At 41.1% G+C, this 24863-nt stretch carries 39 protein-coding genes and 2 pseudogenes; 1 reads left to right on the top strand and 40 read right to left on the bottom strand.

The features are described from left to right. Positions 1-7 precede the first annotated feature (7 nt). Positions 8-642 (top strand): annotated as a pseudogene (locus RCG19_RS10255) (response regulator). An 87-nt stretch (positions 643-729) separates the two neighbouring features. Here RCG19_RS10255 and rpsI read toward each other — a convergent pair. The 40 genes and pseudogenes from rpsI to RCG19_RS10055 form a co-directional block, all read right to left on the bottom strand. Further along, complete coding sequence (gene rpsI / locus RCG19_RS10250) at positions 730-1122, bottom strand: 30S ribosomal protein S9 (protein WP_007085258.1); 393 nt, start codon at positions 1120-1122, stop codon at positions 730-732. Between the two features lie 20 nt (positions 1123-1142). Then, positions 1143-1580, bottom strand: a complete 438-nt coding sequence (gene rplM, locus RCG19_RS10245) for a 50S ribosomal protein L13 (RefSeq protein ID WP_166243788.1) — start codon at positions 1578-1580, stop codon at positions 1143-1145. A gap of 275 nt (positions 1581-1855) precedes the next feature. Further along, complete coding sequence (gene truA, locus RCG19_RS10240) at positions 1856-2593, bottom strand: tRNA pseudouridine(38-40) synthase TruA (protein ID WP_308110699.1); 738 nt, start codon at positions 2591-2593, stop codon at positions 1856-1858. 14 nt (positions 2594-2607) lie between these two features. Further along, positions 2608-3405 carry an energy-coupling factor transporter transmembrane component T family protein gene (locus tag RCG19_RS10235; protein ID WP_308110698.1) on the bottom strand — a complete coding sequence of 266 codons (798 nt, stop codon included), beginning with the start codon at positions 3403-3405 and terminating at the stop codon, positions 2608-2610. Further along, positions 3402-4271: an energy-coupling factor ABC transporter ATP-binding protein gene (locus RCG19_RS10230; protein ID WP_308110696.1), complete on the bottom strand. Its 870-nt coding sequence runs from the start codon at positions 4269-4271 to the stop codon at positions 3402-3404. The genes RCG19_RS10235 and RCG19_RS10230 overlap by 4 nt, the downstream gene beginning before the upstream one ends. Beyond that, the gene (locus RCG19_RS10225; protein WP_308110695.1) at positions 4247-5086 is read right to left on the bottom strand and encodes an energy-coupling factor ABC transporter ATP-binding protein; all 840 of its coding nucleotides are present in this window, start codon (positions 5084-5086) and stop codon (positions 4247-4249) included. Before RCG19_RS10225 ends, RCG19_RS10230 begins: the two co-directional genes overlap by 25 nt. A gap of 429 nt (positions 5087-5515) precedes the next feature. Further along, on the bottom strand, positions 5516-5878 hold the full coding sequence (rplQ, locus tag RCG19_RS10220) for a 50S ribosomal protein L17 (RefSeq protein ID WP_166243778.1): 363 nt from the start codon (positions 5876-5878) through the stop codon (positions 5516-5518). A 55-nt stretch (positions 5879-5933) separates the two neighbouring features. Further along, positions 5934-6878 (bottom strand): DNA-directed RNA polymerase subunit alpha, encoded by a 945-nt coding sequence (locus RCG19_RS10215; RefSeq protein WP_166243812.1) that lies wholly within the window; start codon positions 6876-6878, stop codon positions 5934-5936. Between the two features lie 177 nt (positions 6879-7055). Beyond that, on the bottom strand, positions 7056-7445 hold the full coding sequence (gene rpsK / locus RCG19_RS10210; protein WP_024027886.1) for a 30S ribosomal protein S11: 390 nt from the start codon (positions 7443-7445) through the stop codon (positions 7056-7058). Between the two features lie 22 nt (positions 7446-7467). Continuing rightward, a complete protein-coding gene (gene rpsM / locus RCG19_RS10205) occupies positions 7468-7833 on the bottom strand; it encodes a 30S ribosomal protein S13 (protein WP_166243776.1) in 366 nt (121 codons plus the stop codon). A 23-nt stretch (positions 7834-7856) separates the two neighbouring features. Continuing rightward, positions 7857-7970 (bottom strand): 50S ribosomal protein L36, encoded by a 114-nt coding sequence (rpmJ, locus tag RCG19_RS10200; protein ID WP_000868344.1) that lies wholly within the window; start codon positions 7968-7970, stop codon positions 7857-7859. 36 nt (positions 7971-8006) lie between these two features. Further along, positions 8007-8225, bottom strand: a complete 219-nt coding sequence (gene infA / locus RCG19_RS10195) for a translation initiation factor IF-1 (RefSeq protein ID WP_007085268.1) — start codon at positions 8223-8225, stop codon at positions 8007-8009. A 289-nt stretch (positions 8226-8514) separates the two neighbouring features. Continuing rightward, a complete protein-coding gene (locus RCG19_RS10190) occupies positions 8515-9165 on the bottom strand; it encodes an adenylate kinase (RefSeq protein ID WP_308110694.1) in 651 nt (216 codons plus the stop codon). A 62-nt stretch (positions 9166-9227) separates the two neighbouring features. Continuing rightward, positions 9228-10523, bottom strand: coding sequence for a preprotein translocase subunit SecY (gene secY / locus RCG19_RS10185; RefSeq protein WP_166243772.1), 1296 nt, complete (start codon positions 10521-10523; stop codon positions 9228-9230). Continuing rightward, a complete protein-coding gene (gene rplO, locus RCG19_RS10180; RefSeq protein WP_166243770.1) occupies positions 10523-10963 on the bottom strand; it encodes a 50S ribosomal protein L15 in 441 nt (146 codons plus the stop codon). The genes secY and rplO overlap by 1 nt, the downstream gene beginning before the upstream one ends. A gap of 32 nt (positions 10964-10995) precedes the next feature. Then, positions 10996-11175, bottom strand: coding sequence for a 50S ribosomal protein L30 (gene rpmD, locus RCG19_RS10175; protein ID WP_007085272.1), 180 nt, complete (start codon positions 11173-11175; stop codon positions 10996-10998). Between the two features lie 13 nt (positions 11176-11188). Next, positions 11189-11689, bottom strand: a complete 501-nt coding sequence (gene rpsE / locus RCG19_RS10170) for a 30S ribosomal protein S5 (protein ID WP_007085273.1) — start codon at positions 11687-11689, stop codon at positions 11189-11191. Between the two features lie 24 nt (positions 11690-11713). Next, the gene (gene rplR / locus RCG19_RS10165) at positions 11714-12076 is read right to left on the bottom strand and encodes a 50S ribosomal protein L18 (protein WP_166243768.1); all 363 of its coding nucleotides are present in this window, start codon (positions 12074-12076) and stop codon (positions 11714-11716) included. A gap of 33 nt (positions 12077-12109) precedes the next feature. Then, the gene (gene rplF, locus RCG19_RS10160) at positions 12110-12646 is read right to left on the bottom strand and encodes a 50S ribosomal protein L6 (RefSeq protein ID WP_166243766.1); all 537 of its coding nucleotides are present in this window, start codon (positions 12644-12646) and stop codon (positions 12110-12112) included. Between the two features lie 31 nt (positions 12647-12677). Further along, positions 12678-13076 (bottom strand): 30S ribosomal protein S8, encoded by a 399-nt coding sequence (gene rpsH / locus RCG19_RS10155; protein ID WP_007085276.1) that lies wholly within the window; start codon positions 13074-13076, stop codon positions 12678-12680. A 29-nt stretch (positions 13077-13105) separates the two neighbouring features. Next, positions 13106-13291, bottom strand: a complete 186-nt coding sequence (gene rpsN / locus RCG19_RS10150) for a 30S ribosomal protein S14 (protein ID WP_007085277.1) — start codon at positions 13289-13291, stop codon at positions 13106-13108. Between the two features lie 24 nt (positions 13292-13315). Further along, positions 13316-13855, bottom strand: coding sequence for a 50S ribosomal protein L5 (rplE, locus tag RCG19_RS10145; protein WP_007085278.1), 540 nt, complete (start codon positions 13853-13855; stop codon positions 13316-13318). A 28-nt stretch (positions 13856-13883) separates the two neighbouring features. Further along, positions 13884-14192 carry a 50S ribosomal protein L24 gene (gene rplX, locus RCG19_RS10140; protein WP_166243764.1) on the bottom strand — a complete coding sequence of 103 codons (309 nt, stop codon included), beginning with the start codon at positions 14190-14192 and terminating at the stop codon, positions 13884-13886. 36 nt (positions 14193-14228) lie between these two features. Then, complete coding sequence (gene rplN, locus RCG19_RS10135) at positions 14229-14597, bottom strand: 50S ribosomal protein L14 (protein ID WP_007085280.1); 369 nt, start codon at positions 14595-14597, stop codon at positions 14229-14231. Positions 14598-14638: 41 nt separating this feature from the next. Beyond that, a complete protein-coding gene (gene rpsQ, locus RCG19_RS10130) occupies positions 14639-14902 on the bottom strand; it encodes a 30S ribosomal protein S17 (protein WP_040203248.1) in 264 nt (87 codons plus the stop codon). Positions 14903-14925: 23 nt separating this feature from the next. Then, entirely contained in the window at positions 14926-15126 is a 201-nt protein-coding gene (rpmC, locus tag RCG19_RS10125) for a 50S ribosomal protein L29 (RefSeq protein WP_007085282.1), read from the bottom strand. After that, positions 15116-15550 carry a 50S ribosomal protein L16 gene (rplP, locus tag RCG19_RS10120; protein ID WP_308110693.1) on the bottom strand — a complete coding sequence of 145 codons (435 nt, stop codon included), beginning with the start codon at positions 15548-15550 and terminating at the stop codon, positions 15116-15118. The genes rpmC and rplP overlap by 11 nt, the downstream gene beginning before the upstream one ends. A gap of 2 nt (positions 15551-15552) precedes the next feature. Beyond that, positions 15553-16209: a 30S ribosomal protein S3 gene (rpsC, locus tag RCG19_RS10115; RefSeq protein WP_166243760.1), complete on the bottom strand. Its 657-nt coding sequence runs from the start codon at positions 16207-16209 to the stop codon at positions 15553-15555. A gap of 3 nt (positions 16210-16212) precedes the next feature. Beyond that, on the bottom strand, positions 16213-16554 hold the full coding sequence (gene rplV / locus RCG19_RS10110; protein ID WP_166243758.1) for a 50S ribosomal protein L22: 342 nt from the start codon (positions 16552-16554) through the stop codon (positions 16213-16215). A 17-nt stretch (positions 16555-16571) separates the two neighbouring features. Further along, positions 16572-16850, bottom strand: a complete 279-nt coding sequence (gene rpsS, locus RCG19_RS10105) for a 30S ribosomal protein S19 (RefSeq protein WP_026565526.1) — start codon at positions 16848-16850, stop codon at positions 16572-16574. A 60-nt stretch (positions 16851-16910) separates the two neighbouring features. After that, on the bottom strand, positions 16911-17741 hold the full coding sequence (gene rplB, locus RCG19_RS10100; protein WP_308110692.1) for a 50S ribosomal protein L2: 831 nt from the start codon (positions 17739-17741) through the stop codon (positions 16911-16913). Positions 17742-17770: 29 nt separating this feature from the next. Next, positions 17771-18055, bottom strand: coding sequence for a 50S ribosomal protein L23 (gene rplW / locus RCG19_RS10095; protein ID WP_040203238.1), 285 nt, complete (start codon positions 18053-18055; stop codon positions 17771-17773). After that, positions 18055-18678, bottom strand: coding sequence for a 50S ribosomal protein L4 (rplD, locus tag RCG19_RS10090; RefSeq protein WP_166243754.1), 624 nt, complete (start codon positions 18676-18678; stop codon positions 18055-18057). The genes rplW and rplD overlap by 1 nt, the downstream gene beginning before the upstream one ends. A 29-nt stretch (positions 18679-18707) precedes the next feature. After that, a complete protein-coding gene (gene rplC / locus RCG19_RS10085; protein ID WP_308110691.1) occupies positions 18708-19334 on the bottom strand; it encodes a 50S ribosomal protein L3 in 627 nt (208 codons plus the stop codon). Between the two features lie 39 nt (positions 19335-19373). Then, the gene (gene rpsJ / locus RCG19_RS10080) at positions 19374-19682 is read right to left on the bottom strand and encodes a 30S ribosomal protein S10 (RefSeq protein WP_007085291.1); all 309 of its coding nucleotides are present in this window, start codon (positions 19680-19682) and stop codon (positions 19374-19376) included. Between the two features lie 371 nt (positions 19683-20053). After that, the gene (gene tuf, locus RCG19_RS10075; protein ID WP_166243750.1) at positions 20054-21241 is read right to left on the bottom strand and encodes an elongation factor Tu; all 1188 of its coding nucleotides are present in this window, start codon (positions 21239-21241) and stop codon (positions 20054-20056) included. 128 nt (positions 21242-21369) lie between these two features. Then, positions 21370-23452: pseudogene (gene fusA, locus RCG19_RS10070) on the bottom strand (elongation factor G). Between the two features lie 50 nt (positions 23453-23502). After that, on the bottom strand, positions 23503-23973 hold the full coding sequence (rpsG, locus tag RCG19_RS10065; protein WP_166243746.1) for a 30S ribosomal protein S7: 471 nt from the start codon (positions 23971-23973) through the stop codon (positions 23503-23505). 39 nt (positions 23974-24012) lie between these two features. Beyond that, entirely contained in the window at positions 24013-24435 is a 423-nt protein-coding gene (gene rpsL, locus RCG19_RS10060; RefSeq protein WP_166243744.1) for a 30S ribosomal protein S12, read from the bottom strand. Positions 24436-24540: 105 nt separating this feature from the next. Beyond that, positions 24541-24789: a 50S ribosomal protein L7ae-like protein gene (locus RCG19_RS10055; RefSeq protein WP_166243742.1), complete on the bottom strand. Its 249-nt coding sequence runs from the start codon at positions 24787-24789 to the stop codon at positions 24541-24543. Positions 24790-24863: the final 74 nt, after the last annotated feature.

Genomic DNA, 24863 nt, shown 5'->3' with positions numbered 1-24863 from the left:
AAATTTAATGCGTACACGCATATTAATTGCAGACGATCATCATGTGGTCAGAAGAGGCTTGGTTTTTTTTCTCCGGACACAAAAGGAACTTGAAATTGTCGGAGAAGCCGCAAACGGCATGGAGGCTGTTGAATTAGCAAAATCATTAAAACCAGATCTTATTCTCATGGATTTGGTCATGCCTGAAATGGATGGAATCCAGGCAACTAGACTCATAAAAAAGAGCAGCCCACAATCAAAATTATGATGTTAACCAGCTTTTCAGATCAAGATCATGTGATCCCTGCCCTTGAAGCGGGTGCTTCCGGATTCCAGCTAAAAGACATCCAGCCCGACGATTTAGTTGCCTCCATTAAGAAAATCATGAACGGCGAAAATCAGCTTCATCCGACGGCAACCTCGCATCTCCTTGCCAGTTTGTCCAATAAAGGAAAACCAAAAAAACTGGAGGAGCTAACGAAAAGAGAATTAGATGTGTTAAAAGAAATCGCTAAAGGGAAAAGCAACAAGGAAATTGCTGCATCTCTTTTCATCACGGAAAAGACGGTTAAAACACATGTATCTAACCTGTTAGGTAAACTTGAGCTAGCCGACCGGACACAGGCAGCACTTTATGCAGTAAAAAATCAACTCGTTAACTAAGCGGATGGTAAGCACAACTTACATCCGTTTTTGAGTAAAAAAAAAGACCCCCAAACCAATAGGTTTGAGGCCTTTGAAACGTAAAGATTAACGTTTTGAGAACTGAGGCGCACGACGCGCACCTTTAAGACCGTATTTTTTACGTTCTTTCATACGTGGGTCACGTGTTAATAGTCCTGCACGCTTTAATGTTGGACGATATTCTGGATCAGCTTTTAGTAATGCACGAGCAATACCGTGGCGGATTGCGCCAGCTTGACCAGTGTATCCACCGCCGCTCACGTTTACAAGAACATCATAGCTGCCCTTTGTTTCAGTAGCTACTAATGGTTGGTTTACCACCATACGTAAAGCTTCAAATGGGATATAATCTTCGATGTCACGTCCGTTAATTGTAATTTTACCTGTACCTGGAACTATGCGCACACGTGCAACAGAGCTCTTACGACGACCAGTACCAATATATTCAACTTGTGCCAAGTAAATTCCCTCCCTCTTTATTAACCGCGAAGTTCGTAAACTTCAGGTTGTTGTGCTTGGTGCGGATGTTCTGCGCCAGCGTATACGTGTAATTTTTTAAACATTTGACGACCAAGAGAATTCTTTGGAAGCATGCCTTTAACAGCAAGCTCAATCATTTTCTCAGCGTAGTTTGTACGCATTTCAAGGGCAGTTCTAGTTTTTAAACCACCTGGGTGCATGGTGTGACGGTAGTAGATCTTGTCAGTTAATTTTTTACCAGTTAGTTCTACTTTTGATGCGTTAAGAATGATTACATTATCACCAGTGTCAACATGTGGTGTAAAAGTTGGTTTGTTTTTACCACGTAAGATTGATGCAACTTCAGATGCAAGACGTCCAAGAGTTTTGCCCTCAGCATCAATCACGTACCATTTACGCTCGATATTGTTGGCATTTGCCATAAACGTTGTACGCATGAGTTTCCCTCCTAATTAAATCCATTAAAGATTATGATTTTCGCACTTTTATAAAGCAATCAGCCATCCATTCTGTTCCGGGAACGAACGTCTAATGCCCTGTGCGCTTAAGTTTCAATTCATATATTTTCAATCACGATGAAGACTTTCCGGGGCTTTATCGTGGGATTAAAAACACACACATATAATATAATAAATACTTACAGGTAAATTGTCAAGAAAATGTTACACCAGGTTGGGTTGCTTTCAGAAAAGCGGATGCGCCTTGCACAGCATTAATAAAAAACTTCCCAAAGATATAACCCATTGGCTGGAGCCGTCTTCCCGGCGGACCGCCGATCTTTTTTTTCCAAGATAACAGGCATTTCCTCTGGTAAAAGGTCTCCTGATCCTACTGCTAATAATGTTCCGACAAGAATTCGAACCATATTATACAAAAAGCCATTCCCAACAAACCGTAATGTAAGGAAATCTCCATCGATGAAAAAATCTATCGCCTCTATCGATCGGATTTTATCCATCACATCTGTCCTTGCTGAGCAAAAGCTAGTAAAGTCATGGGTACCGAGGAAATATTTACTTGCCTCTTGCATGGCCTCAAAATTTAAGGGGTATGGGTATCGACAAGCATAGTTCCGCTGAAAGGGGTCCCGTATTGAAGCTAAATAAAGCACATAGCGATATTCTTTTCCAATCGCATCAAAGCGTGCATGAAAAGAAGCATCAACCTTCATCACCGATTGAACAGAAATATCCTCAGGGAGCATAGAATTTAAGGCAGCTCCCCATCTCTCTTCCGGTAGTAGCAGCGGAGAATCGAAATGAATGACCTGCCCTTTTGCATGGACACCGGCATCCGTTCGTCCCGATCCTGATACCTTAATAGGATTCCCCTTATGCATCTTTGCTAAAACAGCTTCCAGCACCGATTGCACTGTACGTTTATTCGGTTGAACCTGATACCCAGAAAATCCCGAGCCATCATAAGAGATGATACATTTATACCTTTGCATGATTCGCTGCTCCATTATGAACGTAGTAAAATTAAAAGAATCGTTATAATTGCTAAAACAAACATCTGCACCGAATCCGCTGCTCTCCAGCTCAATTGCCGGTATTTCGTCCTTCCTTCACCACCACGGTAGCCCCTAGCTTCCATCGCGATTGCCAGTTCTTCCGCTCGTTTAAAGGAACTGACAAACAAGGGGATAAGGAGTGGAATAACAGCCTTTATTCGCTCCTTAAATGGACCGCTCGCAAACTCCACTCCTCGGGCAATCTGCGCCTTCATAATTTTATCTGTTTCCTGCATCAAGGTAGGAATGAACCGCAGCGAAATCGACATCATCAGCGCCATTTCATGAACGGGAAAACGGACCTTTTTTAAAGGATTTAAGAGCGTCTCTAGTCCATCTGTAATCTCAATCGGAGTGGTAGTTAAGGTCAGTAAAGACGTCATTAAGATCAAGAAGAAGAATCGTAAGGAAATAAATATCCCCATTTTTAGGCCCGCTTCATAAATTTTTATCGGTCCTAATTCGTAGAGTAACGCCCCTTCTTTTGTAAAAAACAGTTGCAACACAAAGGTAAATAAAACGAGCCATAGAACTGGCTTTAATCCGCCATATAAGAAACGAACAGGTATCCGGGACATGCCAAGCATATAAAAGGTATAAACTCCAATAAGTGCATAGGTAATCCAATTATTAGCTAGAAAAATAATGCAAACAAATAGAAAGATGATCATTAGTTTTGAACGAGGATCCATCTTGTGGACCATTGAATCCGCAGGAACATACCGACCGAAAATCATTTTCTCCATCATGAGCGAACACCTCTGCTAAAAGATTCTGTCACAGCAGTAGATAATTCTTCAAGGGAAAGGTAGATTTTATCTAACTTCAGCCCTGTTTTCTCTTCAAGTTTTAATTGGAATCGTACCACCTCAGGGACATCCAGTCCCATTTGCACCAATTCAACTGGTGATGAAAAGATTTCTCCCGGTGTTCCTTGTTTAACAACCTTCCCTTGCTGCATAATCACTATTTGATCAGCGTATCTTGCGGCATCCTCCATACTGTGCGTGACAAGTATGGTAGAAAGGTTCCTTTCCTTATGGAGTGCATAAAACATATCCATTATTTCTTTCCGGCCACGGGGGTCAAGTCCAGCCGTAGGCTCATCCAGGACAATCACATCCGGCTCCATTGCCAACACACCGGCAATCGCGACGCGACGCATTTGTCCGCCTGACAGGTCAAACGGTGATTTTTCTAAAATCTCCTCAGCTAGACCTACTTGTACTAAAGCAAGTCGTGCCCTCTTTTTTGCCTCTGCTTCCGAAACCCCAAAATTCATCGGACCAAAGATAATGTCCTTTTCAACTGTTTCTTCAAACAATTGATGCTCAGGAAATTGAAATACAATTCCTACTTTTTGCCGAACTTGCTTTAAGTTTTTATTTTTCTGCTGTGCTTTAATTTCATGTGCACCAATCTTCACAGTTCCTTTTGTAGGCTGCAGCAGCGCATTTAGATGCTGTAAAACCGTAGACTTACCGGAACCAGTGTGGCCAATAATCGCCATATAGGTTCCAGAAGGAATATCGATCGATACGTCCTCAATGGCCAGACGTTCAAAAGGGGTGTTTGCTTGGTAGCGGTATTCTATTTGCTGAAGTGAGATGTCCATAGCTCTGTCACCAACTCTTCTTCCGATAAATAATGCTTCGATAACTCTATCCCATTTTTCCTAAACGCTTTGCTCATTTTAACAGAGAAAGGAATATCTAATCCTAATTGAATCAATTGCTCATCCATTGAGAAAATCTCCTCCGGGGTTCCCTCACGGAACACTTCCCCTTTGTTCATCACGATGATTCGGTCTGCCTTTGCGGCTTCCTCCAGGTCGTGAGTAATGGAGATTACGGTTAAGGCCTTTTCTTCTTTTAATAATCTTACCGTCTCTAAAACCTCTTCACGCCCTCTTGGGTCTAGCATTGAGGTTGCTTCATCGAGAATAATAATGGAAGGTCTTAAAGCTAACACGCCGGCAATCGCTACCCGCTGTTTCTGTCCACCCGATAGATGGTGGGGCTCTTGATATAGAAATTGATCCATTTTCACCTTTCTTAATGAATCTTCAACCCGCTGTACCATTTCATCTCTAGGAATCCCATTGTTTTCTAAACCAAAAGCCACATCATCCTGTACAGTCGTTCCCACAAATTGATTATCAGGATTTTGAAAAACCATCCCGATTTTCTTACGAATATCCCAAATCGACTCCTCGGTAAGCTTTAAATCCCCAACCATAATCTCCCCTTGTTGCGGAAATTGAAGACCGTTTAGCAGTTTTGCCATCGTCGACTTACCAGAGCCATTATGTCCGACAATCGCCAGCCATTCCCCATCGTAGATGTCAAAACTCACATTACTAAGAGCATACCGTTCCTGTTCATCGTATTGAAAGGAAACTCCTTTAAGCGAAACAATTGATTCTTTCATCGATATTCCTCCCCTCGTCTCATCTCAACTATTTCCCATCAAAAAACATTACAAATAAAAAACATTAAAGGTGGTGTGAGCAAGCTAAACATCAACTATTTAAAAAGCAGCTTCGCATTTGCGACACTCCGCCCCTTTTCCTATAACAAAAAAAGCCCGCACCTCGTCCCCAGGCAGCAAAGATCCTACTGCGAAAAAGGAATTTCTTAAATAGAAATGGGAGGAGGTGCATGAGCTAGACGGGGCGTGAAGAGAATCGAAGAAACCTTCAAGATAATAAGATTCTCGCTCCATTGATGGAGTCACGCTCATCATAACACTCGTTTTGGCTTGGGTCGAACAATTATAAAAGATATTTGTTACAAAAAAAGGGCAAAGAACAAGTTTGTTTGTAAACTGTCCAGCGCCCTTGTTGTGTGTAAAAAGGTATTAAACTAACTCGATAATAACCATTGGCGCACCGTCACCGCGGCGAGGTCCAAGTTTCATAATACGAGTGTATCCACCTTGACGCTCTTGATAACGTGGAGCGATATCAGCGAAAAGTTTTTGAACTGCATCTTGACCGTTTTCGGCATTAGCAACTTCGTGACGAACATATGAAGAAGCTTGACGACGAGCATGTAAATCGCCGCGTTTACCTAGCGTAATCATTTTTTCAACAGTCACACGAATTTCTTTCGCGCGGGTTTCTGTTGTTTCGATGCGCTCGTTGATAATTAAGTCTGTAGTTAAATCACGTAGCATAGCTTTACGCTGTGCACTTGTGCGTCCTAACTTTCTGTATGCCATGAAGGGTTCCCTCCTTTGTTGAAGTCATAAAGCGGATTAATAACAAGTCTAAAGACTAGTCGTCTTTACGCAAGCCTAACCCAAGCTCTTCTAGTTTTGCCTTCACTTCTTCGAGTGATTTGCGTCCTAAATTACGAACCTTCATCATATCCTCTTCAGTCTTATTAGCTAATTCCTGAACAGTGTTGATTCCAGCACGTTTTAAACAGTTATAAGAACGAACAGAAAGATCTAGTTCTTCTATTGTCATTTCTAGAACTTTTTCTTTTTGATCTTCTTCTTTTTCGATCATAATTTCAGCATTTTGTGCTTCATCGGTTAATCCAACGAAGATATTTAAATGCTCAGTCAAAATTTTCGAACCAAGAGCAATCGCTTCTTTTGGCCCAGTGCTTCCATCTGTCCAAACATCAAGCGTAAGCTTATCAAAATTCGTCATTTGACCAACGCGGGTATTTTCTACTTGATAGGACACACGTGAAACCGGCGTATAAATGGCGTCAATTGGAATCACACCAATTGGTTGATCTTCTCTCTTGTTCTGATCAGCCGGTGTATATCCACGACCACGTCTAGCCGTTAAGCGCATGCGAAGATGTCCGTTTGATGCCAATGTTGCAATATGAATGTCTGGATTTAAGATCTCCACATCACTGTCATGGGTAATATTCATTGCCTTGACAGGTCCTTCACCCTGCACATCAATCTCAAGTGTTTTTTCTTCATCAGAGTAGATTTTTAACGCTAATTTTTTAATGTTTAAAATGATGGATGTTACATCCTCTACGACGCCTTCAATTGTTGAGAACTCATGAAGTACCCCATCGACCTGAATCGATGTAACAGCGGCACCTGGGAGTGAAGATAATAGGATACGACGTAAGGAGTTACCCAAAGTGGTACCATATCCACGCTCAAGTGGCTCTACGACGAACTTACCGTACTTGGCATCATCGTTGATCTCAACCGTTTCGATTTTTGGTTTTTCTATTTCGATCATCAAATAACCCTCCTTCAAAACGTCGAAACCTCAACTAGACGTAATATGCTAATTGAAATTTCCCCATGTATACGTTCCCGTTTTGTGCACAACAACTGGAATAAATTCCCTGTATAAGTTGTAAAATTTAGTATCATATCCATTATAGACGCATGATACAAGTTCTATACAGAAAAATTAAACACGACGGCGTTTTGGTGGACGGCATCCATTATGAGGAACAGGTGTAACGTCTTTAATCGCAGTTACTTCAAGACCAGCAGCTTGAAGAGCACGAATGGCTGCTTCACGGCCTGCACCAGGACCTTTTACAGTAACTTCTAAAGTTTTCATACCGTGTTCGATGGATGTTTTTGCTGCAGTTTCAGCTGCCATTTGTGCTGCGAATGGAGTAGATTTACGAGAACCTCTAAATCCAAGCGCACCAGCACTTGACCAAGAAATTGCATTACCATGAACATCAGTGATAGTTACAATCGTATTGTTAAATGTTGAACGGATATGAGCGATACCTGATTCAATATTCTTTTTAACACGACGTTTACGTGTATTAGTTTTACGTGCCATTTAAATTAACCTCCTTTGCCGATTACTTCTTCTTGTTCGCTACAGTCTTACGAGGACCTTTGCGTGTACGAGCGTTGTTTTTCGTATTTTGTCCACGAACCGGTAAACCACGACGATGACGTAATCCGCGGTAGCAGCCGATTTCCATTAAACGCTTAATGTTAAGAGAAATTTCACGGCGAAGATCACCTTCAACTTTTAACTTGTCGATGATGTCACGGATTTTGTTTAATTCGTCTTCTGTTAAATCACGCACACGAGTATTTTCAGAAACACCAGCTTCTGCTAGTACTTTTTGTGCTGTATTTTTACCAATACCATAAATGTAAGTTAAAGAGATAACTACACGCTTTTCACGTGGAATATCTACACCAGCAATACGTGCCATATTTTAGCGCACCTCCTTCAAAATTAACCTTGTTTTTGTTTATGTTTAGGGTTTTCACAGATAACCATAACTTTTCCGCGTCTACGGATAACTTTACACTTTTCGCAGATCGGTTTAACAGATGGTCTTACTTTCATTAGTATCCTAACCTCCTTAGTAGTACGGAGTGCTGATTATTTAAAGCGGTACGTAATTCTTCCGCGCGTTAAGTCATATGGAGAAAGCTCAACAGTAACCTTATCACCTGGAAGAATGCGAATAAAGTGCATTCGGATTTTACCAGAAACATGAGCTAGCACAGTATGACCATTTTCTAATTCTACCTTAAACATCGCATTTGGCAAAGTTTCAATGACTTTACCTTCAATTTCAATTACATCATCTTTGGCCACAAGTCTCGTCTCCCTTCTTTTTCAAAAATAGCGTTCAATAAAATGCAAGCGAGTCTTTTTGTTCGTTCGACAGTATGCAACCTTATAATAATAACATATTATACTGCACTTTGTCCGCAAGGAATTTTATCAAAATGAGGAATAGTAAGGTCCTCATGTCATTCTTGCCCAACTCTCGGTCCTGCATACTAAAGCATAATAGAAAGTCTATTAGCTTTCACATACTTTTGAATCATATTGGAGAAATTCGAGAGTCGAATGGCAGATTGTTTCACTTTGTGATTCACCACTAAGCTAAGCTCCCAAGTAATTGTTCGATATCAGCAAATACTTTTTTAATATCCTGCTGACCATCAATTGTGCGGAGATAACCTTTCGTTTCATAAAAAGTAAGTAATGGCTCTTGTTGTTTAATATTAACATCTAAACGATTTTGAACAGTTTCGGCATTATCATCAGCTCTTTGATAAAGCTCACCGCCGCAGCGATCGCATACACCCTCTTTTGCAGGAGGATTAAAGACTAAATGATAAGTCGATCCACATTCTTTACAAATCCGACGTCCTGTCAAACGATCCATTAAAATACTCTTATCCACAGTTATGTTAATGACAAAGTCAATTTTTTTATTTAAATCAACCAATAGATTTTCCAAAGCATCTGCTTGAGGTACAGTTCTAGGGAAGCCATCTAATAAGAAACCTTTTTGACAATCTTCTTTGCTTAATCGCTCACGAACAATGCCAATTGTCACTTCATCAGGAACAAGTTCGCCTTTATCCATGAATGATTTCGCTTGTAATCCTAGTTCCGTTCCTTCTTTCATCGCTGCACGGAACATATCTCCAGTAGAGATATGAGGGATGCCGTATTGCTCGACGATTCTCTCTGCTTGCGTACCTTTACCGGCACCTGGAAGCCCCATTAATACTAAATTCACACGTGTTCCCCCCTCGTGCTTAATTTAGGTCTTGGGGTCCATGGGGCCCCAAAAACCTTGTACTACTTAATAAAGCCTTTATAATGACGTTTAACCAACTGTGCTTCAAGCTGTTTGTACGTATCAAGTGCAACACCGACAACGATCAACAAACTTGTACCTCCAATTTGAGCCGATTGCGGTAAATTCGCTATTTTTATAAAAAGCATAGGAAGAACCGAAATAATGGTTAGGAAGATTGCACCTACAAAGGTTAAACGATATAAGACGCGTGTTAAGTATTCCTGCGTACTCTTACCTGGGCGGATACCCGGGATATAGCCGCTTTGCTTCTGTAAGTTTTCCGCTGCTTGTTCAGGGTTCACTTGGATAAAAGCATAAAAATAAGTAAACGCGATAATGAGTGCTGCATATAACGTCATCCCAATTGGATGAGAATAGTCTAAATTCTTATTAATCCAAAGCGTTACATCATTTGTTCCGAAGAACGAAGCTACCGTTCTTGGCGTTACAATAAATGAAACCGCAAAGATTACAGGAATTACACCAGCGGCATTCACCTTTAACGGCATATGAGTGGATTGACCACCAACCGGGTTACGACCTGCGACAACGCGTTTTGCATACTGAATTGGTATTTTACGATTTGCTTGTTGGATGAATACAACACCCACCACAATAGCAATGACTGCAAGAGCAATTAAAACAACTGTGACAATACGTAAAAATAAAGCATCTCCCGCATTTTCAAATTGCTGTACATAAATTTGATTAATGACAGAAGGCATACCAGCAACGATCCCTGCAAAGATGATAATGGAAATTCCATTTCCCACACCTTTTTCAGTGATCTGCTCGCCTAGCCACATCAAAAAGGATGTTCCAGCAGTTAAAGTAACTGCAATTAGGAGATACGTACCAATACCAGGGTTTTCAATCAATTGCCCGCTGGCTAAGTTGTTAAAGCCATAAGACATTCCTAATGCTTGGATAAATCCAAGCACTACGGTAAAGTACCGGGTGAATTGAGCAATCTTACGTCGCCCTGATTCCCCTTGTTTGGACCATTCCGTAAATTTCGGAACAACATCCATTTGTAAAAGCTGAATAATAATCGAAGCCGTGATATATGGCATAATACCCATTGCAAAGATGGAGAATTGTTTTAATGCTCCACCGCCAAAGGTATTCAGTATACCAAAAACACTTAGCTTATCTTGATTAGCAAGGACATCAGCATTTACATTCGGTACCGGAATAAAGGTACCTAGTCGAAAAACGACTAACATTAAAAGGGTGAATATGATCTTACGTCTTATATCACCCACGCGCATAAAATTGGAGATTGTCTGGAACATTAGATCACCTCAGTAGTTCCACCAGCAGCTTCGATCGCTTCCTTAGCAGCAGAGGAGAATTTGTGAGCTTTAACAGTCAACTTTTTCTCTACGTTCCCTTTAGCAAGAACTTTAATTCCTGCTTTCTCGTTACTTACCACTCCGATTTCAATAAGAAGTTCTGGAGTAACTTCTGTACCTTCTTCAAAGCGATTTAATGCATCAAGATTAACGATAGCGAACTCTTTACGGCTAATGTTAGTAAAACCACGTTTTGGTAAACGACGGTATAAAGGTGTTTGACCACCCTCGAATCCAAGGCGGACACCACCACCGGAACGAGCATTTTGACCTTTATGACCTTTACCTGCTGTTTTCCCTTGACCAGAACCGATTCCGCGACCTAAACGTTTGCGCTCTTGACGAGAACCTTCTGCAGGTTTTAATTCATGAAGTTTCATATTGGCACCTCCTTATGAAAGAAAAGAATCAATTATTGTTCTTTAACTGTTACAAGGTGAGCAACTTTAGTAATCATACCGCGAATCGCCGCGTTATCTTGATGCTCAACTGTTTGATTTAATTTACGTAATCCTAATGCAGTAACTGTTGCACGTTGGTCCTCAGGGCGACCAATTACGCTGCGGTTGAGGGTAATTAATAGTTTCGCCATTTGATTTCCCCCCTTATCCTAACAGTTCTTCTACTGATTTACCACGTAGTTTCGCTACGTCTTCAGCACGTTTTAGTTGTGTAATACCATCAATAGTGGCACGAACCATGTTGATTGGTGTGTTTGTTCCTAATGATTTAGAAAGGATATCAGCTACCCCGCCTAATTCTAGAACAGCACGAACTGGTCCGCCAGCGATTACTCCTGTACCTTCAGAAGCAGGCTTTAGAAGGATTTCACCAGCACCAAAACGTCCGATTACTTGGTGAGGAATGGTTGTTCCAACCATTGCAACTTCGACTAAGTTTTTCTTTGCATCTTCGATGGCTTTGCGGATGGCATCTGGTACTTCTTGAGCTTTACCAGTACCGAATCCAACATGACCGTTTTTATCGCCGACTACTACAAGGGCAGTGAAGCGGAAACGACGTCCACCTTTAACAACTTTCGCAACACGGTTAACTGTAACTACGCGTTCTTCAAGTTCAAGTTTGTTTGGATCAATACGACGCATCTTTATGTGTCCCTCCTTTGTCTATTAAAATTGTAAGCCGTTTTCGCGTGCAGCATCTGCTAATGCTTGCACACGTCCGTGGTATAGGTATCCTCCACGATCAAAGACAACAGCAGAGATACCTTTTTCTACCGCACGTTTAGCGACTAATTCTCCAACCTTTTGTGCAGCTTCAAGGTTGCTTGTAGACTCAAGACCGAAATCTTTTTCTATTGTAGAAGCACTCGCTAAAGTTACTCCATTCATGTCATCGATTAATTGAGCATAAATATGTTTGTTTGAACGAAACACATTTAGACGTGGACGAGCTGAAGTTCCGCTAAGTTTCGCACGGACACGAGCGTGTCTTTTCTTGCGAGTAGCGTTTTTATCAAGCTTCGTAATCATTTACGTCACTCCTTTCGTTTACCCATAAGGCGATTACTTACCTGTTTTACCCTCTTTACGACGAACGAATTCACCTTCGTAGCGAATTCCTTTACCTTTATAAGGCTCAGGCGGGCGTACTTGACGAATATTGGCTGCTAATGCACCAACACGTTCTTTATCAGTACCTTTAACAATAATTTTTGTATTGCTAGGTACTTCTACTTCAAGACCAGCTTCAGGTTCAATTTCAACTGGATGTGAGTAACCAACACTTAATACAAGTTTGTTACCTTGCTTTTGTACACGGTAACCAACCCCGATTAATTCTAAGCCCTTTGCAAAGCCATTAGAAACACCCTCAACCATGTTCGCGATCACCGCGCGAGTAGTACCGTGCAATGCGCGGTGCTCCTTTTGGTCAGATGGGCGTGTGATTGTTATTACGTTTTCTTCAATGTTAATTGCGATATCAGGATTAAAAGAACGACTAAGTTCGCCTTTAGGTCCTTTAACCGTAACAGTATTGTTGTTTAATGTAACCGTAACTCCTGCTGGAATTTCGATTGGTTTTTTTCCTATGCGAGACATTTAGTGCACCTCCATTCATTCAGAAACTCTTTTACCAAACGTAAGCTAATACTTCTCCGCCGACTTGTTTTGCACGAGCTTCTTTATCTGTAATAACACCTGTTGATGTTGAAACTAATGCGATACCAAGACCGTTAAGTACGCGTGGTACCTCATTTGATTTAGCGTAAACTCGAAGTCCAGGCTTGCTTATGCGCTTTAGACCAGTAATAACGCGTTCGTTATTAGCACCGTACTTTAAGAAGATACGGATGATCCCTTGTTTGTTGTCTTCGATAAATTCGACATCACGTACGAAACCTTCGCGCTTTAGGATTTCAGCAATTTCTTTTTTCAAATTAGAAGCAGGCACTTCTAATTTTTCGTGACGCACCATGTTCGCATTACGAATGCGAGTAAGCATATCAGCAATTGGATCTGTCATGACCATTATTTTTACCTCCTTCCCAACTTCTAGTTTTACCAGCTAGCTTTTTTAACACCAGGAATTTGTCCTTTGTATGCTAATTCACGGAAACAAATACGGCAAAGCTTAAATTTACGGTATACAGAGTGTGGACGTCCGCAACGTTCGCAGCGTGTATACTCTTGTACTTTGAATTTAGGCGTGCGTTGTTGTTTCGCAATCATTGACTTTTTAGCCACGTTTTCGCCTCCCTTATTTAACGATTACTTTTGGAATGGCATTCCAAATTGAGTTAAAAGTTCACGTGATTCTTCATCAGTGTTTGCAGTCGTTACGATAACGATATCCATACCACGAACTTTGCTTACTTTATCGTAATCAATTTCAGGGAAGATTAATTGTTCTTTAATACCCAATGTATAGTTACCGCGACCATCGAAAGCTTTTTTAGAAACCCCACGGAAGTCACGTACACGTGGTAAAGAAACGGAAACTAATTTATCCAAGAATTGGTACATGCGCTCACCGCGAAGGGTAACCTTTGCACCGATTGGCATACCTTCACGAAGACGGAAGCCAGCGATAGATTTTTTCGCACGAGTTACGACTGGTTTTTGACCAGTAATAGTAGCAAGTTCTTCTACTGCATTGTCAAGTGCCTTAGCATTTGCAACAGCGTCACCAACACCCATGTTTATAACAATTTTATCAAGTTTAGGAACTTGCATAACTGATTCATAATTGAATTTGCTCATAAGAGCTGGAGTTACTTCTTTAACGAATTTTTCTTTTAGGCGGTTCACTTATGGTACCTCCCTTCTAAAATTTTAACTATTTATCTAAAACTTCACCGGATTTTGCTACGCGTACTTTTTTGCCATCAACCGTTTTGTAACCTACGCGAGTCGGGTTACCTGATTTAGGGTCGATAGGCATAACGTTTGATACATGAATTGGAGCCTCAAAACTGATAATTCCGCCTTGTGGGTTCACTTGTGAAGGTTTAGAGTGTTTTTTCACGATGTTTACGCCTTCCACTAGTACACGGCTTTCTTTAGGATAAGCTGCGAGGATCACGCCTGTTTTGCCTTTATCCTTGCCAGACATAACTCTGACTTTATCACCTTTTTTTACATGCATCAGTAAGCACCTCCTTAAAGGCAATTGATTTTAAAATTATAATACTTCTGGAGCTAAAGATACGATTTTCATAAAGTTGTTATCGCGAAGTTCGCGGGCAACTGGTCCAAAGATACGAGTTCCACGTGGGCTCTTGTCATCTTTGATGATAACACATGCGTTTTCATCAAAACGAATGTAAGAACCATCAGGACGACGTGCGCCTGTCTTTGTACGAACAATAACTGCCTTAACAACGTCACCTTTTTTAACAACGCCACCAGGTGTTGCTTGTTTTACGGTACAAACGATCACATCACCGATATTAGCGGTTTTGCGACCAGAACCACCAAGAACTTTAATCGTAAGTACTTCACGAGCACCAGAGTTGTCAGCAACTTTTAAACGTGATTCTTGTTGAATCATGTGTGTAACCTCCCTTCGGAAATGTTGCGTTATCCGAACAATTAAATAATAACTGCTTTTTCTACTACTTCAACTAAACGGAAGCGTTTAGTAGCTGAAAGTGGGCGAGTTTCCATGATACGTACAACATCGCCGATTTTTGCTGTGTTTTGCTCATCATGAGCTTTAAACTTTTTAGAGTACTTAACGCGTTTACCGTATAACGGATGCTTTTTATGTGTTTCGACAAGAACAGTAACGGTTTTATCCATTTTGTCAGAAACCACGCGTCCAGTGTAAACTTTGCGTTGGTTGCGTTCACTCATTGTGTGAACCTCCTCTCGGGTAATTACTTATTAACGCTGATTTCTCTTTCACGAACAACAGTCTTCATGCGAGCAATAGCTTTACGTACTTCACGAATACGAGCTGTGTTTTCAAGTTGTCCTGTCGCCAATTGAAAGCGAAGGTTGAAAAGCTCTTCTTTTAGAGATTTTACTTTTTGTTCAATTTCAGCAGTGGTAAGGTCACGTAGTTCATTAGCTTTCACTTGATTCACCACCAATTTCTTCTCGTTTTACAAACTTACACTTTACAGGTAGTTTGTGCATTGCAAGTCGAAGTGCTTCACGTGCAACTTCTTCAGAAACACCGGCAATTTCAAACATAACTTTCCCAGGCTTAACAACTGCTACCCAGCCTTCAGGAGCCCCTTTACCAGAACCCATCCGAACTTCTAGTGGTTTAGCAGTATATGGCTTATGTGGGAAGATTTTAATCCAAACTTTACCGCCACGTTTCATGTAACGTGTCATGGCAATACGGGCTGCTTCGATTTGACGGTTCGTAATCCAAGAAGCTTCAGTAGCTTGTAGACCGAATTCACCGAAAGTTACTTCAGTGCCGCCTTTCGCGTTACCACGCATTTTACCACGGTGTTGACGGCGATATTTTACGCGTTTTGGCAATAACATGTTTATTTGCCTCCTTCCGCATTTTTCTTCTTAGTAGGAAGGACTTCTCCCTTATAGATCCACACTTTTACGCCTAGCTTACCATAAGTGGTATCGCCTTCAGCCGTAGCATAGTCGATATCTGCGCGAAGCGTATGAAGTGGAACAGTTCCTTCGCTGTAATGTTCAGCACGAGCGATATCTGCTCCGCCTAAACGACCAGAAACTTGTGTTTTGATACCTTTCGCACCAGCACGCATAGCACGTTGAATAGCTTGCTTTTGTGCACGACGGAAAGATACACGATTTTCTAATTGACGAGCAATATTTTCAGCAACTAGTTTCGCATCAAGATCCGCTCTCTTAATTTCAAGGATGTTAATGTGAACACGTTTGCCAGTTAATTGGTTTAGTGCTTTACGAAGTGCTTCAACTTCCGTACCGCCTTTACCGATTACCATACCAGGCTTAGCTGTATGAACTGTAACGTTCACACGGTTAGCAGCACGTTCGATTTCAACTTTAGAAACAGAAGCATCTTTTAAACGTTTCGTGATATACTCACGAACTTTAAGGTCTTCGTGTAAAAGAGTAGCGAAGTCTTTACCTGCGTACCACTTAGATTCCCAATCTTTAATGATTCCGATACGCAAACCGACTGGATTTACTTTTTGACCCACAGATTATCCCTCCTTCTTTTCTGTTAATACGATTGTAATGTGGCTTGTGCGTTTGTTAATTTGGCTAGCACGGCCCATAGCGCGCGGACGGAAACGTTTCAACGTTGGTCCTTCGTCAACGAATGCTTGTTCAACAACTAAATTATTAACGTCCATTTCATAGTTGTGTTCAGCATTTGCCATAGCTGACTTTAATACTTTTTCCACGATTGGAGAAGCAGCCCTAGGAGTGAGATTTAAAATCGCCACCGCTTCACCAACTTGCTTTCCTCGGATTAAATCAACGACTAAACGTGCTTTACGAGGAGCAATACGAACTGTTCTTGCAACAGCTTTAGCTTGCATTTGGATGCCCTCCTCTCTTAACGTCTTGTTTTCTTGTCATCATTGCCATGTCCTTTGTAAGCACGTGTTGGAGCGAATTCTCCAAGCTTGTGTCCTACCATGTCTTCAGTAACATATACAGGTACATGTTTGCGACCATCATAAACAGCGATTGTGTGGCCGATAAATTGTGGGAAGATCGTAGAACGTCGAGACCAAGTTTTAATAACTTGCTTACTCTCAGTTTCATTTAACTTTTCGACCTTAACCATTAAATGATCATCAACAAATGGTCCTTTTTTTAAGCTGCGACCCATGAAGGAACCTCCCTTCGTGACTGTTCTACGGTCCTATCTATGAACCGTAGGTTAGTCCCGTTATTTTTTACGACGACGTACAATAAACTTATCTGATTTATTCTTCTTCTTACGTGTTTTGTATCCAAGAGTTGGTTTACCCCATGGAGACATTGGTGATTTACGACCGATTGGTGAACGTCCTTCACCACCACCGTGTGGGTGATCATTAGGGTTCATAACAGATCCACGAACAGTTGGACGTTTGCCTAACCAACGAGAACGACCTGCTTTACCAATTTTAATAAGTTCGTGTTGTTCGTTTCCTACTTGACCGACAGTTGCACGGCACTCAGCAAGAATCATTCGAACTTCACCAGAGTTTAAACGTACTAATACGTATTTTCCTTCTTTACCAAGTACCTGCGCGCTAGTTCCAGCAGAACGAACCAACTGACCGCCTTTTCCTGGTTTTAATTCGATGTTGTGTACTACTGTACCAACAGGAATGTTTGCTAATGGAAGTGCGTTACCTACTTTAATATCAGCCTCAGGGCCTGACATAACTTCCATGCCAACTACTAGGTTTTTAGGAGCTAAAATATAACGTTTTTCTCCATCCACGTAATTGATTAATGCAATATTGGCAGAACGGTTTGGATCATACTCAATTGTAGCAACGCGTCCTGGAATGCCATCTTTGTTACGTTTAAAATCAATTAAACGATATTGACGCTTATGGCCGCCACCTTGATGACGAACAGTTAACTTACCTTGGTTATTACGGCCGCCTTTTCTCGTTAGCGGAGCTAAAAGAGATTTTTCTGGAGTGCTAGTTGTGATTTCAGCGAAATCAGAAGTAGTCATTCCGCGACGACCATTGGAGGTAGGTTTGTACTTTTTAATCGCCATGTTAATTCCCTCCTCTTCTTGTTAGGTTCTTATGCTTCAAAGAATTCGATTTCTTTGCTGTCAGCAGTTAATTTTACAATTGCTTTACGACGTTTGTTTGTGTATCCGCCGAATTTACCCATACGTTTGAATTTACCTTTGTAGTTCATGATGTTTACTTTTTCAACTTCAACGCCGAAGATCTCTTTAACAGCATCTTTGACTTGAGTTTTATTAGCTCTAACATCAACTTCGAACGTATATTTCTTTTCAGCCATTAGGTCAGTAGAACGCTCAGTGATAACGGGGCGCTTAATGATATCGCGTGCATCCATTATGCAAGCACCTCCTCTACTTTTTCAACCGCTGCTTTAGTCATGATTAATTGGTCATGATTAACAACGTCTAAAACGTTGATTCCATCAGCTGTTACAACTGTTACTCCAGGAATGTTACGAGCAGATAATGCCACGTTCTCATCAAGGTCAGCAGTAACGATTAGTGCTTTTTTCTCAACAGAAAGGCCACCTAATACTGATTTGAATTCTTTTGTTTTTGGAGCATCGAAAGCAAGGCTTTCTAATACTAGAATATTTTCTTCTAATACTTTAGAAGATAGTGCCGATTTAATAGCTAAACGGCGTACTTTCTTCGGTAATTTGTAGCTATAGCTGCGTGGTGTAGGTCCGAAAACAGTACCACCTCCGCGCCATTGTGGAGAACGGATTGACCCTTGACGTGCACGGCCAGTTCCTTTTTGACGCCATGGTTTACGACCACCGCCGCGTACTTCAGAACGAATTTTTGTTTTATGAGTTCCTTGACGTAAAGAAGCTCGTTGCATAATAATCGCTTCGAATAATACGTGTTGATTAGGCTCAATACCAAAAACCGCTTCATTAAGTTCAAGTTCACCAACTTGTGAACCGTTTTGGTTTAATAATGCTACTTTAGGCATTCTTGTGTTCCTCCTTTCTGAAAAGGTAATTATGCTTTAACCGCACCTTTGATTTTTAATAATGCTTTTCTTGCACCTGGTACGTTACCTTTGATTAAAAGCAAGTTGCGTTCTGTATCAACCTTAATGATTTCAAGGTTTTGAACAGTAACTTGATCTCCACCCATGCGGCCTGGTAATAATTTACCTTTGAATACACGGTTTGGAGCAACAGGTCCCATTGAACCAGGGCGACGATGATAACGTGAACCGTGAGCCATTGGGCCGCGAGATTGTCCGTGGCGTTTGATAACACCTTGGAAACCTTTACCCTTTGAGATTCCTGTTACATCTACGATATCGCCTGCAGCGAAAATATCAACTTTGACTTCTTGACCAACTTCATATGCTGCTAAGTCGTCTCCGCGGAATTCGCGAATGAAGCGCTTAGGAGCAGTATTTGCTTTTGCAACGTGGCCCTTTTCAGGTTTGTTAGATAATTTTTCACGTTTATCTTCAAATCCAAATTGAACAGATACATATCCGTCGCTATCAACTGATTTCTTTTGAAGAACTACGTTTGGAGCTACCTCAACCACTGTTACAGGGATTAAGTTGCCGTTTTCTGCAAATACTTGAGTCATACCAATCTTTCTTCCTAAGATTCCTTTGGTCATGTAAGTCACACCTCCTGAATAATTTATTATTTATCTTGATTATAGTTTGATTTCGATATCAACACCTGATGGTAAATCTAAACGCATTAACGCATCAACTGTTTGTGGAGTTGGGTTAACGATGTCGATTAGACGCTTATGTGTCCGCATTTCAAATTGTTCACGAGAATCTTTGTACTTATGAACCGCACGAAGAATCGTGTAAACAGACTTTTCAGTTGGCAACGGAATTGGACCAGAGACAGCCGCACCAGAACGTTTTGCTGTTTCAACGATTTTTTCTGCAGATTGATCAAGGATTCTGTGATCATATGCTTTTAGACGGATACGAATTTTTTGTTTTGCCATTATTTTCCCTCCTTTATTCGCCTATTTTCAAAATAGACATTCTCAGTGGAAATTTCCCACACACTCGCCATGGCAAAGCGGCCGGGTGTGTCAGCAACCTTCCACATCATCGCAGTCAAAGACCAACATTGTCTATTATACATAAAACATAAAGTAAACGCAACATTTATTACGATTATTTTTTTACGTCCATGTGTTTAACACTTTTCCTATTATAAAGGCTGGGAAAGACAATTACAATACCATTTATTAATCTCCAAAAATCTCCTAATTCCGACTTTGTATCGATCTATATTATATAGAAGAAACACGTTATTATGGACAAAAAAAAGCAGATGGATCGTCACCCATCTGCTTTTTCTATAAATTAATTACTCTTGGATTGTTGTGATTGAACCTGAACCAACTGTACGTCCGCCTTCACGAATTGAGAACTTAGTTCCTTCTTCGATAGCAACTGGAGCGATTAGTTCAACAGTCATTTCAATGTGATCGCCAGGCATAACCATTTCTACGCCTTCTGGAAGATTACAAATACCAGTAATATCAGAAGTACGGAAATAGAATTGTGGACGATAGTTTGAGAAGAATGGAGTATGACGTCCACCTTCTTCTTTAGATAAAACGTAAACTTGTGCTTTGAACTTTGTGTGTGGAGTGATGGATTTTGGCTTTGCCAAAACTTGTCCACGCTCGATTTCTTCACGAGCAACACCACGAAGAAGGGCACCAATGTTGTCACCAGCTTCAGCAAAGTCAAGAAGCTTACGGAACATTTCTACACCTGTTACAGTAGTAGATTTTGGTTCTTCAGTGAAACCTACGATTTCAACTACGTCACCAACTTTAACTACACCACGCTCAACACGTCCTGTAGCAACTGTACCACGACCAGTGATTGAGAAAACGTCCTCAACTGGCATCATGAAAGGTTTATCAGTGTCACGAGTTGGAGTTGGGATGAATTCATCAACAGCAGCCATAAGCTCAAGAACTTTTTCTTCCCAAGCAGCTTCGCCTTCTAATGCTTTAAGAGCAGAACCTTTGATAACAGGAGTGTCATCGCCAGGGAAATCGTATTCAGTTAATAGATCACGAATTTCCATTTCTACTAATTCAAGAAGTTCTTCGTCATCAACCATATCACATTTGTTCATGAATACAACAAGGTAAGGAACACCTACTTGACGAGAAAGAAGGATGTGCTCACGAGTTTGTGGCATTGGGCCATCAGTAGCAGATACTACTAAGATACCGCCGTCCATTTGAGCAGCACCAGTGATCATGTTTTTAACATAGTCAGCGTGTCCTGGGCAGTCAACGTGTGCATAGTGACGGTTGTCAGTTTCATATTCAACGTGAGCTGTAGAGATTGTGATTCCACGTTCTTTTTCTTCTGGTGCACCATCGATTTGATCATATGCACGAGCTTCTGCTTTACCTGTTTTTGCAAGTACAGAAGTGATTGCAGCTGTTAAAGTAGTTTTACCATGGTCAACGTGTCCGATAGTACCAATGTTAACGTGTGGCTTTGAACGGTCGAATTTAGCTTTTGCCATTTGGAAAATCCTCCTTTGGATTATAAAAGTTTAAGTATATTTTATAGAAACTGCGAAAATGGTTGTCCATTATTCACAGTTTCTATAGGTACATAAGTAGTTATACTTTAAAGAAAGGCGAAAATCAATTATTCACCTTTATTTTTTTTGATGATTTCTTCAGAAAATTGATTTTGGTACTTCTTCATAGTGATCAAAGTGCATAGAGAATACTCCACGACCTTGTGTACTTGAACGAAGTGCTGTTGCATAACCAAACATTTCTGAAAGTGGAACCATTGAACGGACAACTTGTGCGTTACCGCGTGCTTCCATACCTTCAACACGGCCACGGCGTGCAGTAATTTGTCCCATGATATCACCTAGGTAATCTTCTGGGATAACAACTTCCACTCTCATGACTGGTTCAAGGATACATGGTTGACATTTTGAAGCAGCATTCTTAAGAGCCATTGATGCAGCAATCTTAAACGCCATTTCAGAGGAGTCAACATCATGGTAAGATCCGTCAAACAATCTAGCCTTAATATCCACTAACGGATAGCCAGCAAGCACACCACGGTCTAAAGCATCTTCAAGACCAGCTTGAACTGCAGGGATGTATTCACGAGGAACGACACCACCGACAATACCGTTTTCGAATTCGAAGCCTTTACCAGCTTCATTTGGAGAGAATTCAATCCAAACATGTCCGTATTGTCCGCGTCCACCAGATTGACGTGCGAACTTTCCTTCAACTTGCGCTGAACCTTTGAAAGTTTCACGATAAGCAACCTGTGGTGCACCTACGTTTGCTTCAACCTTAAATTCACGACGCATACGGTCAACAATGATATCAAGGTGAAGCTCACCCATACCGGCTATAATAACCTGTCCAGTCTCCTGGTCAGTATGTGCACGGAATGTCGGATCTTCTTCTTGAAGTTTTTGTAATGCAGTCGTCATTTTGTCTTGGTCTGCTTTTGATTTTGGTTCAACTGAAAGTTCAATTACTGGCTCAGGGAATTGCATTGACTCAAGAATTACCTGACTCTTGTCATCACAAAGTGTGTCTCCAGTAGTTGTATCTTTCAAACCTACAGCAGCAGCAATGTCACCAGCAAAAACTTTTGTGATTTCTTGACGGCTGTTTGCGTGCATTTGCAGGATACGTCCGATACGTTCACGCTTGCCTTTTGTTGAGTTCTGGACATATGATCCAGACTCTAAAGTACCAGAGTAAACACGGAAGAACGTTAATTTACCAACATAAGGGTCTGTCATAACTTTGAATGCTAGAGCTGAGAATGGCTCATCGTCATTTGAATGACGTTCAACAATTTCCTCTTCATCATCCACTGAATGTCCTTTAATCGCAGGTACATCTAATGGTGATGGAAGGTAATCGATGACAGCATCCAACATTAATTGAACACCTTTGTTTTTGAAAGCTGATCCACAGATAACAGGATAGAATTCAACATTAACAGTACCTTTACGAATTCCAGCTTTAAGCTCTTCCTTCGTAATCTCTTCACCACTTAGGTATTTCTCCATTAATTCTTCATCAAGTTCTGCTACTGCTTCAACTAATTTCTCATGGTATTCTTCAGCAAGTTCGCGGTGTTCTTCCGGAATTTCACGTACTTCAATATCAGTACCTAAATCGTTACCGTAGAATACTGCGTTCATTTCCACAAGGTCAATGATTGCTGAGAATTGGTCTTCAGCACCGATTGGTAACTGAATTGGATGTGCATTCGCTTGCAGGCGGTCATGAAGTGTTCCTACAGAATATAAGAAGTCAGCTCCAATTTTGTCCATTTTATTTACGAATACAACACGTGGTACTCCGTAGGTTGTTGCTTGACGCCAAACTGTTTCAGTTTGAGGTTCAACACCTGATTGCGCATCTAGTACAGCTACCGCACCATCAAGAACACGTAGGGAACGTTCAACTTCAACTGTGAAGTCTACGTGTCCTGGAGTGTCGATGATATTTACGCGGTGGCCCTTCCATGATGCAGTTGTTGCTGCGGAAGTGATTGTGATTCCGCGCTCTTGTTCCTGCTCCATCCAGTCCATCTGAGAAGCACCTTCGTGTGTTTCACCGATTTTATGAATCTTACCGGTGTAATAAAGGACACGCTCAGTGGTGGTCGTTTTACCGGCATCGATGTGTGCCATGATACCGATATTACGTGTATTTTCTAAGGAGAACTCTCTTGCCATTGGGTCTTTCTCCTTCCTAGTATGAAAGTGTTTTTATATTGAAGGTTAAATTACCAACGATAGTGAGCAAACGCTTTGTTTGCTTCTGCCATTTTGTGTGTATCTTCACGCTTCTTCACAGATGCACCAGTGTTGTTAGCTGCATCCATGATTTCGTTAGCTAAACGCTCTTCCATCGTTTTTTCACCGCGATTACGTGAATAGTTCACTAACCAACGAAGACCAAGAGTTGTACGGCGATCAGGACGCACCTCAACTGGAACTTGGTAGTTAGCACCACCGACACGGCGAGCTTTAACTTCAAGTACCGGCATGATGTTTTTCATCGCTGCATCGAATACTTCCATTGGCTCTTTGCCAGAACGTTCACGAATAGTGTTAAACGCAGAGTAAAGAATTTCTTGTGACTTACCTCTTTTACCGTCAACCATCATTTTGTTGATTAGACGAGTAACTAATTTTGAATTGTATAGCGGATCAGGTAAAACGTCTCTTTTTGCTACAGGACCTTTACGTGGCATGTATTTTCCTCCTTTCAAAGAAGCTTCTATTTAGTATGATTATTTCTTCGCTGCTTTTGGTCTCTTAGTACCATATTTTGAACGACCTTGCATACGGTTGTTTACACCAGCCGTATCAAGTGCACCACGTACGATGTGATAACGTACCCCCGGTAAGTCTTTTACACGTCCTCCACGAATAAGAACAACACTGTGCTCTTGAAGGTTGTGGCCAATACCAGGAATGTATGCAGTCACCTCGATACCGTTTGTCAAACGTACACGTGCATATTTACGTAACGCTGAGTTCGGTTTCTTCGGAGTCATTGTACCAACACGAGTACATACTCCGCGTTTTTGCGGTGAAGATACATTAGTTTGTGATTTTTTAAAGCTATTATAACCTTTATTTAGCGCTGGAGATTTTGACTTCTCTGCCGCTGATTGACGTGGCTTGCGCACTAGTTGGTTAATAGTAGGCATGATTTGTTTCCTCCCTTCATTATTTGTAAGTCCACACATCCAGGTGGTTCATTTTTTTGCAAAAAACAAAGTTCTTGCAGACTTCTCTATCTACAAAAACAGTTTTTAACGGATAATTGCAACAGCTGCCGCACCCACTTCAATTCCACATGCTTTGCCGAGTTTTTTCATCGAATCCACAAATAGAACTGGAACGTCGAACGAGTTAGCTTCAGCAACGACCTTTGCTGTAACCTTAGGTTCAGCATCGCTTGCCACCACTAATTCAAGTACAAGACCTTCCTTAAGTGCTTTGACTGTTTGTTTTGTTCCTATAATGACCTTCTGTGCCTGTAATACTTTTTCATAAGACATTGATCATATCCTCCAAAGTATCAGGTGAATAGGAGCACCTTTGATATAGTAACATCTATATAATTAGATGTCAA

This window comes from Neobacillus sp. OS1-2 (genome assembly GCF_030915505.1).
GTDB lineage: Bacteria > Bacillota > Bacilli > Bacillales > Cytobacillaceae > Neobacillus.
The sequence above is the reverse complement of the archived record's forward strand: the minus strand, read 5'-3'. Positions and strand labels throughout refer to the sequence as shown.

Bases quoted from the DNA above. Each gene is read 5' to 3' on its own strand.
- rplM (WP_166243788.1), bottom strand. From the start codon at position 1,580: ATGCGTACAACGTTTATGGCAAATGCCAACAATATCGAGCGTAAATGG.
- truA (WP_308110699.1), bottom strand. From the start codon at position 2,593: ATGCAAAGGTATAAATGTATCATCTCTTATGATGGCTCGGGATTTTCT.
- RCG19_RS10235 (WP_308110698.1), bottom strand. From the start codon at position 3,405: ATGATGGAGAAAATGATTTTCGGTCGGTATGTTCCTGCGGATTCAATG.
- RCG19_RS10230 (WP_308110696.1), bottom strand. From the start codon at position 4,271: ATGGACATCTCACTTCAGCAAATAGAATACCGCTACCAAGCAAACACC.
- RCG19_RS10225 (WP_308110695.1), bottom strand. From the start codon at position 5,086: ATGAAAGAATCAATTGTTTCGCTTAAAGGAGTTTCCTTTCAATACGAT.
- rplQ (WP_166243778.1), bottom strand. From the start codon at position 5,878: ATGGCATACAGAAAGTTAGGACGCACAAGTGCACAGCGTAAAGCTATG.
- RCG19_RS10215 (WP_166243812.1), bottom strand. From the start codon at position 6,878: ATGATCGAAATAGAAAAACCAAAAATCGAAACGGTTGAGATCAACGAT.
- rpsK (WP_024027886.1), bottom strand. From the start codon at position 7,445: ATGGCACGTAAAACTAATACACGTAAACGTCGTGTTAAAAAGAATATT.
- rpsM (WP_166243776.1), bottom strand. From the start codon at position 7,833: ATGGCACGTATTGCTGGTGTAGATATTCCACGTGAAAAGCGTGTAGTT.
- rpmJ (WP_000868344.1), bottom strand. From the start codon at position 7,970: ATGAAAGTAAGACCATCTGTTAAACCGATCTGCGAAAAGTGTAAAGTT.
- secY (WP_166243772.1), bottom strand. From the start codon at position 10,523: ATGTTCCAGACAATCTCCAATTTTATGCGCGTGGGTGATATAAGACGT.
- rplO (WP_166243770.1), bottom strand. From the start codon at position 10,963: ATGAAACTTCATGAATTAAAACCTGCAGAAGGTTCTCGTCAAGAGCGC.
- rpmD (WP_007085272.1), bottom strand. From the start codon at position 11,175: ATGGCGAAACTATTAATTACCCTCAACCGCAGCGTAATTGGTCGCCCT.
- rpsE (WP_007085273.1), bottom strand. From the start codon at position 11,689: ATGCGTCGTATTGATCCAAACAAACTTGAACTTGAAGAACGCGTAGTT.
- rplR (WP_166243768.1), bottom strand. From the start codon at position 12,076: ATGATTACGAAGCTTGATAAAAACGCTACTCGCAAGAAAAGACACGCT.
- rplF (WP_166243766.1), bottom strand. From the start codon at position 12,646: ATGTCTCGCATAGGAAAAAAACCAATCGAAATTCCAGCAGGAGTTACG.
- rpsH (WP_007085276.1), bottom strand. From the start codon at position 13,076: ATGGTCATGACAGATCCAATTGCTGATATGCTTACTCGCATTCGTAAT.
- rplX (WP_166243764.1), bottom strand. From the start codon at position 14,192: ATGCATGTAAAAAAAGGTGATAAAGTCAGAGTTATGTCTGGCAAGGAT.
- rplN (WP_007085280.1), bottom strand. From the start codon at position 14,597: ATGATTCAACAAGAATCACGTTTAAAAGTTGCTGACAACTCTGGTGCT.
- rpsQ (WP_040203248.1), bottom strand. From the start codon at position 14,902: ATGAGTGAACGCAACCAACGCAAAGTTTACACTGGACGCGTGGTTTCT.
- rplP (WP_308110693.1), bottom strand. From the start codon at position 15,550: ATGTTATTGCCAAAACGCGTAAAATATCGCCGTCAACACCGTGGTAAA.
- rplV (WP_166243758.1), bottom strand. From the start codon at position 16,554: ATGCAAGCTAAAGCTGTTGCAAGAACAGTTCGTATTGCTCCTCGTAAA.
- rpsS (WP_026565526.1), bottom strand. From the start codon at position 16,850: ATGGGTCGCAGCTTAAAAAAAGGACCATTTGTTGATGATCATTTAATG.
- rplB (WP_308110692.1), bottom strand. From the start codon at position 17,741: ATGGCGATTAAAAAGTACAAACCTACCTCCAATGGTCGTCGCGGAATG.
- rplW (WP_040203238.1), bottom strand. From the start codon at position 18,055: ATGGATGCACGCGATATCATTAAGCGCCCCGTTATCACTGAGCGTTCT.
- rplD (WP_166243754.1), bottom strand. From the start codon at position 18,678: ATGCCTAAAGTAGCATTATTAAACCAAAACGGTTCACAAGTTGGTGAA.
- rplC (WP_308110691.1), bottom strand. From the start codon at position 19,334: ATGACCAAAGGAATCTTAGGAAGAAAGATTGGTATGACTCAAGTATTT.
- rpsJ (WP_007085291.1), bottom strand. From the start codon at position 19,682: ATGGCAAAACAAAAAATTCGTATCCGTCTAAAAGCATATGATCACAGA.
- tuf (WP_166243750.1), bottom strand. From the start codon at position 21,241: ATGGCAAAAGCTAAATTCGACCGTTCAAAGCCACACGTTAACATTGGT.
- rpsG (WP_166243746.1), bottom strand. From the start codon at position 23,973: ATGCCACGTAAAGGTCCTGTAGCAAAAAGAGACGTTTTACCTGATCCG.
- rpsL (WP_166243744.1), bottom strand. From the start codon at position 24,435: ATGCCTACTATTAACCAACTAGTGCGCAAGCCACGTCAATCAGCGGCA.
- RCG19_RS10055 (WP_166243742.1), bottom strand. From the start codon at position 24,789: ATGTCTTATGAAAAAGTATTACAGGCACAGAAGGTCATTATAGGAACA.